Genomic DNA, 12,281 nt, shown 5'->3' on the forward strand with positions numbered 1-12,281 from the left:
TACATTTATGGCAGATTTCCGCAGAAACAACCGCTTTAAGGGCAATGGTAGCTCGTTTAAAGGCCCGCGCTTGAACCGCAATAACGATCGTCGTGATGGTCGTCGCGAACTTGGCCGTCAGCAAGGTGGCGAATGCTTTACGCTCCGCATCGAAAAGATGGTGCAAGGGGGCGAGGGCATGGCTCGCTTGGAAGATGGTCGCGTGTGTTTTGTGGCGGGAGCGCTGCCGGGTGAACTTTGCAAGGTTCGCTTGACGTTCCAGAAAAAGGACTTTACCAAGGGCCGCGTTGTCGAAGTGATTGAACCGAGCCCGGATCGTGTGAAGCCGCGTTGTCCGCTGTACGGCAAGTGTGGCGGTTGTAGCCTGCAACATCTAGCCTCCGAAAAGCAAGCGGAGTATCTGGAAAAGGTCGAACGCGAAAATTTTAAGCGCCTCGCTCATGCGGAATTGCCCGAAGATTTTGTCATCCATACGGGGAACGCCTGGGGTTATAGGAACCGTGCTCGAGTTGTGTTCCGCGGCAATGTCGGTGGCGATGCTTATGCGAATCGTGAAGGTTCTGCGAATTGCGCGCGTTTTGGTTTCCGAGGCGAAGAAAGCAACAACATTGTCCCGTTCGAAAATTGCCCTGTGCTCACGGATGCGCTGAACGAATTTTTGCGTGGCCCGGCGGCAACGCTTATCAGCGATGGACTCGTGGGCGGTTCAAAAAATGCAGGTGGTCGTGGCGATTCTCGCAGGCTCCCTCGCGAACTTGACGTGAACATTTTCGATAACGGTGCGGGCGAGGTTTCGTTTTACTACCCAGGAATGCACAAGTCCGAATTCGACGCTCATGCCATAAGCATCGTTGAAATTGGTGGCCGCAAAATCGAAGCGGATGCCTCCGTATTTTTCCAAAGCAACTTGGGACTTTTGCCGAAGCTTGTCGATGCGGTGCGCAAGGCGGTCGATGAAGGTCTTGCAAGCGGTAAGGCAACGAACGATTGGCTAATTGACTTGTTTAGCGGTGTCGGATTCTTTGCTTGCATTTTGCAGGACAAGTTCAAAAAGATTACGACCGTCGAACGTGAAGATGGTTGCTTAAAACATGCAAAGGTTAATTTGTCTGTTTCGGTGGCAGTTTCTACTACAATCTCGTCGGCAACTCAAAACGCGTCGGAGATTCCCGCAACATCTTGCATTCCCGAAATCGAAAACATTTCTGCGCCTGCCGAAGATTGGCTCCTCGAAAACGTGGTAGACATGCCCGCCACCCTCATCGTGGACCCTCCGCGAACGGGCCTTCCCAAAGAAGCCCTTTCTGCCATCGTCAAAAGCTCTGTCAACCGCTTGATTTACGTTTCTTGCGACCCCGTGACCCTTGCTCGTGACTATGCCAAGTTCGCCGAGGCCGGTTTTACGCTTTCCCATGCCGAAGGCTTCGCTTTTTACCCTCAAACACCCCATCTTGAAATGATGTTTGTACTTGACAGATAGTTTTTTGCTATTTTAAAAAGTGCTGTTGGGAAAAAATAGAGGGATACAATGAAAAACTCAAAAAAAGTCATGATGCTTGCAACACTTGCATTGGGTGCGATGTTTGCGGGCTGCTCTAAACCAGATCCTGTTATCGCTTGCGGCCGTGAGTGGAATCCGGCTGTGAATATTGTTGCGGATACCGGTAGCGTGTTCCGCATGGCCGACGAGCTCATCGTTCAAGTTCGTTATGGTACAGGCTTTGACTTTAATGAACTGAAAATTGCGTTCTACGAAGGTACGCTCCAAAACAAGGGGCCGCAAATTTGGGAACACAAGGCTCGAGTTACAAGCAGGCTTGATTCCTACACGCTCGAAGGGCGTTCTCGTCGCGGCGGCTATGCAACGGCCCGCGAAATGACGAAACTCAAGGCTCCTGGAACAGTGGTGATTGAAGTCTCGTCTGAAAACGGCCTGATTGCTACAAAACAGCTTTCTATTGTCAATCAATAATTGGTTAATTTGATGAATAAAATAAAATTCTTGAGTGGAATGTTTGTTGCTGCAATGCTTATCGCTTGCGGTGAATCCGAAGTTACTGTTGATTATAAATTAAGCTCTCCAGTTACATTGGAACTGTATACCGAAAGTTATTATGCTACTTTGGATCTGAAGGGCGAAGAAAAAATGGGTACGATTACCGCGACGTATGCCGATGTGAATTACTCATCCAAGGGCGATACGATGCTTGTCAAGCGTAACTATGTAATCGACAAGTCTCGCGGATACCTTAAGAATTTTATGCCAACAGAACTTGCTTGGCGCATCAAGGAAGTAAATCTTTCGGCTGTTGACCGCAATGTGACGAATCTCACAGGGATTGATGATGGGTACGATACTTTGCTCGCTCATATTCCTATGCCGTCACGTTGGCGCGACCAGCTGTTGAATCCCGAGTACAAGCCGCATCTCAAGCGCTTGGAAAAGCACCGCTGGGAAATGGACCATTTGCTCAAGGGTGTGGTACCGGTCAAGGGTAATGTGACTGAACTCCTTAAGCAGCAGGGACGCCTCAATTTTGCCCTTATCAAGATTGATTCCGTGGTGACTAAAGGCTTTACAAACCGCGACCACCGTAAGTGCCTGGACTACGTTGTCTACTTGCAAGAAAGCGAAAGTTTCCCGTACTTCGTTTGGGAACAACATGTGGGTAGTAAGATTGTTCCTGAAAAGTTCAAGTCTTACACTGCAGGTCTCAAGGGCGATTACCGCACCGAGTTCGAAGTCATGATTGAACCTGAAACGGGACTTCCTTGTCAGGAACGTGAAGTCAAGGTCGGAACGCACACGATGATACATCCTGAAACAAAGGATTCTGTCACGTTTACGAGCCATGTGACGCACGAAAGACTTTACAACATCAAGCGTGAAGTGGCCGAACCCGCCGAGTAGAGCTTTGTGTCATCCTGAGCGTAACGCCGTATGGCGTGGAGTCGAAGGATCTAGTAACTATTAACTAAGCTCTAACGGCTAAAATTTTGTACTTTAATCTCATGCGTTTTAGATATCTCTTGCTTCTTCCCTTAGCCTGCAATTTCATTGGCTGCGCAACTCATGTGTCGTCCCAACAGACGATGGCCGATGACCGTAATCTTGTTTACGAGGATACGTACAAAGCGTATCGCGAGGCCGAAGAAAAATATTTGAACTTGTTGTTCAATATCGAACGCATGCCCGAAGAAGAAGAACTTTGGGTTCTCAAGCGTGAACGGATGCTGGAACTCATGCAACTTAAGGAATTGATGCTGAACGCTCGTGTAGAACTCGATGGTGCGATCCAAGAATGGGAGCGTCATTTGCTCGATGTTCAGGCCGAAGTCAAGTCGCGTGAAATCAAAAAACTCAATCCGAATTTCAAAGGTCGAGATGCCGAACGCACAAGCCCCGGCCAACTCCTCCCCGGCGAAGCCAAGAAAACCCCAAGCTTCAACTACTAAACATTAAAAAAGGCGGCCTCAGCCGCCTTTTTGTCATGCCTGCCACCGAGCAGGCTTCTCCTTTATTGCCATGAGTTCAAAAATCCCATCCCAATGGAAAACTTGATTCTTGTTGGGCGGAGCACCTTGGGCAAGAACGTCAAGTGAATCGGATCCAATTTCGTTCCTCCGTGCAAGTCACTGTCTTCGCCAATGCGGTCAAGCCCGCGGGCAAACGTGAGCGAAATATCCAAAGGAATACTTCCCCAAATTTTGTTGCTCATGCGGAAACTTAAACCCACAGAACGGTCCCAGAATCCGTGTTTTGTAAACTTGTCTGTAAAGAAGTCTCCGTTCCATGCTGCACCGATTTGCGAGAACAAGTCAACGTAAAGGCTATGCGTCGTGATTATCCAGAGGTTGTGTCTCCAGTCATCGTAGATGGGGTAGAGGTAATGGAGTTCTGCCATTGCTGTTTTGGTACCGGCGAGCGTGTAGTCTTCGTTACTGCGCAAGTAGGGGTAACCATCGAGGAATACCGGTGTGTAATAATAAGAATCCAATGTGTCGCTTACATCGTCTGTATTCCAGTTGATGATGCTAGAAATTTTTCCGCCGGCGGCAAGGCGTGCCCCTAAGAGCGGGGTCTGCAAACTTCCGTACAGGTTAAGTCCAACTTGGTGCAGCGTGAAGTTTCTGTAATGAGTTTTGATTTGACCTTCTGGGGTAACATAGAGTGCGCCTGGTCGGCTGAGGTCGCTGTTGGCGTATTGGTAATAAACGAGTAATCCGTTTCCTTGACCCGAAATTCCTGAGCCCCCTTCGCCTTCGTGGTCTCCGAAAAGTCCGAATCCGACTGTGGCGCTGAATCGTTTGTTGTATGTCCATTCAATGGTGTCGTCGTAAAAGTTTACGTTCGACCAATCGTAACTGATGGCGGCTTGCAGTGTGTCGATGCTCTTGAAAATGCTATAGCCTGCGGTTCCTGTAACGGCTTGCGTTGCAAAGGCATAATTGCTCGTTTTGATGCTGTCGCCTTTGTTTGCACCAACATCTTCGACACGGATTGTATCCTTGTTGGTGTAGTTTGCATAGCTGTAAGAAAGTCCAAGATCAATAGGTGTGCTGCGGTTGTCCCATGCAATAAAGAATTCCTTTTCTTGTCGGGGATTGAGCCCATCACCATTGATGTAGTCAAGACCTTTCCCGAGTTCGAGTAATAATCCCAATTGCACGGTGTTTTTCTTGAGTGCATCGCTAATGACAACGGCAAGCCCAATCTTTGCTTTGACTTCGCCATCGCCAAAAACGGTCAAACTTGGAGCATTTTCGCTAAAGCTTAATATCGGGACGAAAAGCGGAATGTTGGGGATTGGTTTGTAGTTGCGTTCGGCACCTGCAAATTCGCGGTCGACCAGCTCGAGTTCCTTGTGAATCTTTTGCGGGAGCGTTCCGTGCAATATGATTTCGCGTTGCGTTGTATCTATGACGGCAACTTTGATGGTATCGCGAACTTCAATCTGTTTCACGTCTTTGAGCAGAACAATTTTGGGAACGGTGCAACTTGCGGAATCTGATGTATTTGCTGTTGCTACGGTTTTTGTTGTATCTGCGATATTCGCCGTATCGGAACATGCGACTTGAACGGTGTCGATAGTTTGTATAACACTATCGCGAGTCGAGACAACTATACTATCGCGGTAAACAGGTTCAGGTTCTTTCTTGTAAGGTAACTTGTAAAGTGAAAAACCGTCCTTGTCGTACTGCGTAAAGAAAATGGTGTCGCCAGAGAGTGTCGGTGTGAATGCGCCACCAACGACGTTTGTCAAGGCGCGTTCCTTGCCTGTGTTCAAGTCTTTTTCGATCAGGTTGAAAATGCTGTTTCTGTTGCTTGCGAAAATGATTTTGTCATTATCGAGCCATGCCACATCACGTTCATCATAACCTGTGGTGCTTACGATTTTGTAGTTCGCACCGTTCGTGTCGATAACCGCAATTCCGCGCTGAGCGTCATCAAAGAAACTAAACGCAATGCGCTTTCCGTCTGGGCTGAATTTGGGACTATAAATGTTGTAGTAAAGGCGCGAAGAATCGGGCATGAAAATATCAATGGGTTCTTCGGAGGTGATGTTTTTCAAGTCGCTCTTAAACGGAACTTTGCTCAATACAAATCTTGTGCTGAAAGGTTCTCGTCTAACGAATACAATCTCCGTTCCTTGCTTGTTGAAAGACGGGTAGACAGCATCGACGAGATAGGTGAGCGTTGCTAGATTCTTGTTCGTGTCGCTTAACGCAATGTCAAAGTGGGCATGTCCATCCTTATCGCGATTCTGGTAGCTGATGTAGGCGAGGATGGGACCGTGTGTGCTGTCGTCAAAAACGTCGATGCCTTTGTCGAACCAAGGCTTTTTCGCCTTGAATCCCGATTTTGCAAAATCTCCGATGTTGATGAGGCTGCTGTCTGCACCTTCGACTTCGATATCGCCAATCTCGACTTTCGAGGAATCTTGAGTCTTGTTGACCTTCGTGGAATCCGCGACTTTCGCAGTATCCTCACTCGTCTTCAGCGTGTCTTCCAGCGGAATTTTAAAAACGCTTCCGTCAAACCACGGGCCGCCAAAATTCGATACACCATAAATGTTCTTGCCGCTCACGACAGGAAAATCTTGCCAGAATGCATCCTTTGTAATTTTGATACCTTCGACTAATGTACCAAGAGAATCTTTTTGTGCTTTGTAATGTTCTGTGATTTCCTTTTTCCAGGCGTTATAAAGTTGCTGTTCAGAAATGCCTAAAACCTTCTTGATTGCGCTATTGAGCGTGGCGCGGTACGGCTTTCCGAGTTCTTTCCAAATATTCGGGATGGCTTCGTCACCATAGTGCTTTGCGATGTAGAGCACGAGCGAAAAACCTTGCGTGTAGGGCCCAAGTTCGGCAAGGAGCGAGTTGTCCGAAAATTCGTGCATGTAGGGGAGCGTCAATAGGCTATCGTTCAGTGCTGCTGTGCGGAGGAGCATGTCACGGTGCGTATCCCAAGCATCAAATCCCATGCGGGATGATTCGTATTGTGCGGTTCCTTCTGCAAACCAAAGCGGCTGCAACGTGAACGGAATCATGGAAATAAAGTCTGTTCGCGTACGTTCGTTATAGTAGTCCGAAAAACCGAATTGAATGCCGTAAAGGTTCGGGAATGTTTTGCTTCCGCTTTCGATGCTCACGAGATGGCTAAATTCATGCGTGACCACATCCGAAATCCAGCCGTGGCTGCTGCGAATTTTAAAGTCCCAGTTGGTGAGCCAAAGATTGATGGCGTTTTCGCTCGGGATGGCACTGCCGTTGCTGTAAAGGGCGTTGTTCAAAACTGCGCTCACGCGGCCCGGAAGTGCTTTGTGGTAACGGCTTGTTACAGAATCGTAAACGGCTTCGGCGTAGGCAGAAACCTTTGCGGCGTGCGTGGAATATTCCATCGGGTAGATGAACTGGAAATGTTCCGTGCCGGCGGTTTTCCATTTAATATCGCTTTGATTGCCGTAAAATCCAGTTGCGTTTGCTGTTCCCGCTAAAAACAATGCGGAACAGACTGCCAAAATGCTCTTAATCTTAAACTTCATAATGGTAATTTAGAAAATGACGCATAAATAAAAAACCGCATGATTGCTCATGCGGCTTAATTTGGAGGAGATGAGGATTGTTATTGTTGTTCTATAAAAATACGTAATATAGTTCTCCCAACGATTTCGTAAAAACTGGGTTTGTGCGCATGACTGTATCAACCGTACTTATTTTGCATATGTTTTTGTTACAAAAAGTTATGCAGTCTACTTATAATTTTTTGCCTTGACCTTTAATTCAAAATTGTTAATTCTGAATTACAAAAAAAACTGCGCATTGCTGCGCAGCTTTGAGCTTGTTGGGGTTTAAGGAGGAAATTTATTTTCCGACGCCGAGAGCCTTGTCCAAACCTTCGATCAACTTGCCGTTTTCAATCACGGAGAAGTTGCCGGTGTAGCCCCAGTGAGTCCATGGAATCTGGAGTGTGTCGCAGATTTCGCGCATGGCGGTGAGGTAGTTCAGGCGGGATTCAGCGGTAGAACGGAGGTTCAATGCGCCGAATTCATTGATGATTACAGGCACGTTGTTGGTGGCTGCCCACTTTTTGGCCTTGAGAATCTGTTCCATGATGGCTTCCTTGCTGCCGGTCTTGTAGTAGTTCTTGATGTTCGTCTTCACGTAAGATTTTGTGCTCTTGTTGACGCCGAAGTCGCCAGAAACCGTAGACCACTTTGCCGGATCGTAGGGGAACGGAAGGTCGTGAATCGTGGCGTAGTCCGTCCAGGAACCGCCCTGATGCGTGAAGGCGAACGGTTCATAGGTGTGGATGACATAGATGATATTGTCGTCGGTGAACGGAGTGCGCTTGGCCAAGAGAGTAATGGAGTACCACTGAGCATCACCGAAGAGAATGGAATGCTTGGTATCAACCGTGCGGATGGCGTCAATCATGGCCTGGGCTGCAACGGTCCACTGGGCTGCGGTAACCTTTCCATTGCTCATGTCCGGTTCGTTCAAAAGTTCAAAGAACAAGTCTTCGCGAGTATTTTCAGCATAGTGGGCGGCCACATGCTTCCACGTTTCTGCCATCATCTTGATATAGTTCGTGTCCTTGGCGCTTGTGGTGTTGTAGCTATTGTCATATTCGTGATAATCAATTACGAAAGACATGTTGTGCTTGGCGGTCCATTCTACGAAGGAGTCGAGGACCATGAACAATGTGTCGTCATCGAATTTGAGTTCTGCATCGGTGCCTTTTACGAATGCATCGCGGTTCGTGGCGTACAGGTCGAGGTCAATCGGCAAGCGGAGGCTCTTGAAGCCGTTTTCGGCAAGAATCTGAACGTCCTTTTCGCCCAATTCAAAAGACTTGAACTTGCCATCGGCATTTTCGAGCCAGTTGGTAAAGTTGACACCCTTGTTGAGGTACTTCATAGCTTTGGCTTGGAGCGGGTTTGTCACCGTAATTTCAGCTTCTGTGAAGGTTACGTTCGGAATGACTGGATCCTTGATTTCCATATCCGGCTGATCTTTTTCAACTTCAGTAGAATCTTGCAAGTAAATGTTGTCTATAAAGAGAGAGTCTGTAACAACCTTGGTCTTGTTGCCTTTAGCCTGGAAGCTGATGGCGCTGATGTGCTTTGCGTCAAATGCCACTTCCTTGCCCCAGCCGCCTTGGACCAAGTCCTTGAAGCGGATGACGGCTTGTTTCCAAGTTCTAGAAGCAGCGACTTTAGCGAGATGCACGTCGTAGTCTTTAACATCGGTGACTTCGATATGTACTTCGTGGGCGCCGCCCTTGTACCAGTATGTAATCCCGCCAAAGCGTCCGTTGGCACTGTCCGGTGCGACCTGAACGCCCCAGCCCACATACGGCTCGTATTCGTATTCGCCCCTGTCAAGCGTGTAGTTGACTTGCAATGCGAAATTGGAACCGTTGTTGACACGGCCCGGGATGATATTTTCTTCGGCGTTGAGCGGGGTTGTAATGATGGATGCGCCGCCGTTGTCGTTATCGTTGTAAGTGTACCAGTAATCGAAAATACTCAGGTTGTCGCCGTCTTCAAAGTCATCGACCAAGACGCCGAGCCCTTGCGGGAGTGTGATGGGGCCTTCGGCAGGGAGTGTTGACGGATCAACCACCGTGGCAGAACTGGATGTCGGGTCAATTACGGCATCGCTAGAGGTTGGATCGATGGTGCTGCTGGAACCCGGAACCGGGTTTTCCGTGCCTGCGCCCGGGTTATTCGCAAACTGCATGTTGGAGTTTTCGTCGCTGCAGGCGGTTAGTGCCATTGCTGTTGCGATTCCGAGAACACTTAATGATGTGGAAAATTTCTTGAACTGCATAAAGCCTCTTGAGGGTTTTCATTTTCTTCATAAAAAAATATAAAGGACATATAACTATATAAAAGAGAAAAACGGAGATGGCGAAAATAACTGTATTAAGTGTTTTGCCTAAAATTCCTTTTTTTTGTACAAAATACGTTGGAAAAACTTTCATTTAACTGACATGGTTCGCTTGACATGTAATAAACTTTTTATCTTTTGGTCGGATGCGCTATTTCTCAGAAATTTATCACGAATCGACTCAGTACATTCCTCATGGAAGTGGGGATCCTGTCATTATGCACTGGGAAAAACAAGCGTATGCTGATAAACGTTATGATGGGTGTCAAAGGTTCCCGCTTACGGCTGGATTTATGCCTCTTTTGGCTCCGGTTTCGGCGGATTATTTGGACCCGGTTGGCGTTTATGCAGTGGTGCATAATACGGAAGTTCCCGATGGCGTCTATTATGTTGATCGCGACGATTCGAAACTTGTAAAACTGGGTGGTGAGGATGTTCGTAAGGCTATCCTTACGGCGTTCCCGGAACAAGAGTTTGTTAAAGAAGCGCAGACAATTTTTCTTTATACGGGAATTCTTGAACGGGCTGTTTGGCGGTTCCGCGAGGCTGCGTACCGACAAGTGCAAATGGATGTTGGCTCGGCATGTGCGAATACGATTCTTCTTGCAAAGTTGAGAGGGCAAAAGGTATTCACACTTGGTGGCTTTGTCGATGATTCTATAGCGGTTGCGCTCAAGCTTGGTGCTACGGAAATGCCGATGGCGGCTATTGCCATTTTCCCTGAAAAAAGCATGGTTGCTTTCAATTCCGTCGATGATGGTGTCGGTGAATTAGCTTATTCGAACCATGCCGAAATGAATGCTTACGTGGGTGAAGGCGAAAATAGTGTCGATATCTCGCGCTATCCGTCGCGATTCATGTTGCAGAATCATCTCGAAAATATTGATGATTTGAACCTTTGTATGAAGGTGCGTCGCTTGAATGCACAAGCGCTGCCCGGCGATGAATTTCCGCTTACGCCTTCGAAATTCACGAACGAATACTATTTGCGCGAACTTTGGTATTTGCGTGCTGACCGTAAAATAAAGGCCCCGTTTGCTCACGGAACACTTGATTTGGACGATTTTTCTTCGCTGTTACGTTGGTTGGAACTGGCTCAAATCAATGCTTTTGGCGCAGGGCTTATCAAAATTTGGGTTGTCGTTTTTGATGTGATGTTCGTGTATGCGGGCGTGTACCGCTATATTCCGGTACGCAAGTCCATTTATATGCAAAATGGTTCTGCAAATCCGAAAAGATTTGTCAAGTGTTTTGCTGTTCCCGAACAAGTTCAAAATGCGATGTTTGCGGTGGTGCTGACTTCTAACTTGAACGAGTCTTGCAATGTGCTTGGCAACCGAGGCTACCGCTACATGAACTTGAATGCTGGCGTACTTACGGAATCGCTATACGTTTCAGCGCGCTTGCTTAACAAGACTGCTCGTGAAGAACATTTCTTTTACCATGACGAATTGAAAAAGCTTCTAGATATTCCAGAAGCTGAAAGCATAATCTCGACTGTCCTAATCGGCAAAAATCAAGTGAAATAGCTGCTTTGAATCGCCCGCGCTTCGTCATCCTGAGGAGCGAAGCGACGATATAGAATTGTTGGCAATTTATTGCCTTACAATTCTTAGGTTCGAAGGAGCAGGATCCATTATTTCTCGCTTTTACATTGTCACCCCGGACAAGTGCCGGGGGCACCATCTTGTTTTACCCGAACACTTTAAGCAGTACAGGTGTCACGAATACGGTCATCACACCCGCCACACCAATTGATAAACTGCTCATTGCTCCTTGAACTTCTCCGATTTCCATTGCTTTGGTCGTTCCTAAAGCATGGCTTGCAGTTCCAATGGCAACGCCTTGTGCCACAGGATTTTTGATACGGAAAAATCTGCAAACGAGCGGTGCCGTGACGGCTCCTGTAATTCCTGTAATGACAATCGAAACAATCGTAATGGATGGAATGCCGCCAATTTGCTCGGATACAACGGAACCCATCGGAATGGTTATTGATTTTGGAATGAGCGAAAGCATCAACGTTTTGCTCAAGTTGAAAACCTTGGCGCAGGCAATAACGCAAACGATGCTCGTGATGCAACCCACGAAAATCCCCGCTAAAATCGGCAACCAATTGCTCTTTAGCGCCTGAATGTGTCTGTACAAAGGAACAGCAAGTAAAACCGTTACAGGTCCGAGGAAAAACGAAATATAATCACCACCAACTTTGTATGTATCATAGCTGATGCCCGTGATGGTCAAAAATCCGATAATGAGAATTGTTGCAATCAGAATGGGATTAAGGAGTGGGTTTCGCCATTTGTTGCGGATGGAAACCCCGATTTCATAAGCGATAATAGTAAGAATGATGCCGAACATAAACTAGTCTTTATTTTTTTGATTTTTTGTTCAACAGTTGTACAGTCCAGCCTGTTGCAGCCATAGTGATGACCGTAATGGCTATGCAGAGAAATAACAGCAACGGCCACTCACTTTTAACGTCGTCGCCAACGAGCATCAATCCAATTGCTGGCGGCAAAAAGAAGAATGCAAGCCGCTTTAAAAAGAAATCGCTAATCTCGCGAATTTGCTCCAATTTGACAATCTTTAGGCAAAGCAAAAGAAGTAGGATGAGCATCCCAAGAATGTTGCCGGGCACGGGAATTCCCGTGAAATCGTGAATTAAGTCGCCTGTGTAGCAAATCCCTAAAATCAGGGCGAGTTGTAAAAGAATTCGCATGCGCGCAAAGATAGAAAATAAGGGCTCACGCCAAAGGTGTTTTTTTTAATGCAAAAAGTAGATTATGCGGGCGGGGCCCCAGCTCGGAGTTGCGAAGGCCGCACGGGCCCCTCCCTGCACCCTCCCCATCCTTGGCCGACGCTTTTATTCTCTCAACGATTTG

General features: G+C 47.3%; 9 protein-coding genes. 5 read left to right on the plus strand and 4 right to left on the minus strand.

The window, feature by feature from the left end; genetic code table 11:
- The first annotated feature begins 7 nt into the window (after positions 1–7).
- From BUQ91_RS01680 to BUQ91_RS01695, 4 genes are all read left to right on the plus strand, one after another.
- Positions 8–1,480 (plus strand): class I SAM-dependent RNA methyltransferase, encoded by a 1,473-nt coding sequence (locus BUQ91_RS01680; protein WP_074207912.1) that lies wholly within the window; start codon positions 8–10, stop codon positions 1,478–1,480.
- Between the two features lie 48 nt (positions 1,481–1,528).
- Positions 1,529–1,972 (plus strand): hypothetical protein, encoded by a 444-nt coding sequence (locus BUQ91_RS01685; protein ID WP_074207913.1) that lies wholly within the window; start codon positions 1,529–1,531, stop codon positions 1,970–1,972.
- A gap of 12 nt (positions 1,973–1,984) precedes the next feature.
- Positions 1,985–2,911, plus strand: a complete 927-nt coding sequence (locus BUQ91_RS01690) for a hypothetical protein (protein ID WP_074207914.1) — start codon at positions 1,985–1,987, stop codon at positions 2,909–2,911.
- Between the two features lie 101 nt (positions 2,912–3,012).
- Positions 3,013–3,456, plus strand: coding sequence for a hypothetical protein (locus tag BUQ91_RS01695; protein ID WP_139299670.1), 444 nt, complete (start codon positions 3,013–3,015; stop codon positions 3,454–3,456).
- Between the two features lie 62 nt (positions 3,457–3,518).
- Here the strand turns inward: BUQ91_RS01695 and BUQ91_RS01700 are convergent, their stop codons facing one another.
- Positions 3,519–7,046, minus strand: coding sequence for a TolB-like translocation protein (locus BUQ91_RS01700; RefSeq protein WP_074207915.1), 3,528 nt, complete (start codon positions 7,044–7,046; stop codon positions 3,519–3,521).
- A 319-nt stretch (positions 7,047–7,365) separates the two neighbouring features.
- Positions 7,366–9,336 (minus strand): cellulase family glycosylhydrolase, encoded by a 1,971-nt coding sequence (locus BUQ91_RS01705; RefSeq protein ID WP_074207916.1) that lies wholly within the window; start codon positions 9,334–9,336, stop codon positions 7,366–7,368.
- Positions 9,337–9,542: 206 nt separating this feature from the next.
- Between BUQ91_RS01705 and BUQ91_RS01710 the strand changes: the two genes are divergently transcribed.
- Positions 9,543–10,925, plus strand: a complete 1,383-nt coding sequence (locus BUQ91_RS01710; RefSeq protein ID WP_074207917.1) for a nitroreductase family protein — start codon at positions 9,543–9,545, stop codon at positions 10,923–10,925.
- 163 nt (positions 10,926–11,088) lie between these two features.
- Here the strand turns inward: BUQ91_RS01710 and BUQ91_RS01715 are convergent, their stop codons facing one another.
- On the minus strand, positions 11,089–11,757 hold the full coding sequence (locus BUQ91_RS01715; protein ID WP_072827455.1) for an LrgB family protein: 669 nt from the start codon (positions 11,755–11,757) through the stop codon (positions 11,089–11,091).
- Positions 11,758–11,767: 10 nt separating this feature from the next.
- Positions 11,768–12,118 carry a CidA/LrgA family protein gene (locus BUQ91_RS01720; protein WP_074207918.1) on the minus strand — a complete coding sequence of 117 codons (351 nt, stop codon included), beginning with the start codon at positions 12,116–12,118 and terminating at the stop codon, positions 11,768–11,770.
- Positions 12,119–12,281: the final 163 nt, after the last annotated feature.

The organism is Fibrobacter sp. UWB11, assembly GCF_900143015.1.
Classification (GTDB): domain Bacteria; phylum Fibrobacterota; class Fibrobacteria; order Fibrobacterales; family Fibrobacteraceae; genus Fibrobacter.

Bases quoted from the DNA above. Each gene is read 5' to 3' on its own strand.
- BUQ91_RS01700 (WP_074207915.1), bottom strand. From the start codon at position 7,046: ATGAAGTTTAAGATTAAGAGCATTTTGGCAGTCTGTTCCGCATTGTTT.
- BUQ91_RS01685 (WP_074207913.1), top strand. From the start codon at position 1,529: ATGAAAAACTCAAAAAAAGTCATGATGCTTGCAACACTTGCATTGGGT.
- BUQ91_RS01695 (WP_139299670.1), top strand. From the start codon at position 3,013: ATGCGTTTTAGATATCTCTTGCTTCTTCCCTTAGCCTGCAATTTCATT.
- BUQ91_RS01705 (WP_074207916.1), bottom strand. From the start codon at position 9,336: ATGCAGTTCAAGAAATTTTCCACATCATTAAGTGTTCTCGGAATCGCA.
- BUQ91_RS01680 (WP_074207912.1), top strand. From the start codon at position 8: ATGGCAGATTTCCGCAGAAACAACCGCTTTAAGGGCAATGGTAGCTCG.
- BUQ91_RS01690 (WP_074207914.1), top strand. From the start codon at position 1,985: ATGAATAAAATAAAATTCTTGAGTGGAATGTTTGTTGCTGCAATGCTT.
- BUQ91_RS01710 (WP_074207917.1), top strand. From the start codon at position 9,543: ATGCGCTATTTCTCAGAAATTTATCACGAATCGACTCAGTACATTCCT.
- BUQ91_RS01720 (WP_074207918.1), bottom strand. From the start codon at position 12,118: ATGCGAATTCTTTTACAACTCGCCCTGATTTTAGGGATTTGCTACACA.
- BUQ91_RS01715 (WP_072827455.1), bottom strand. From the start codon at position 11,757: ATGTTCGGCATCATTCTTACTATTATCGCTTATGAAATCGGGGTTTCC.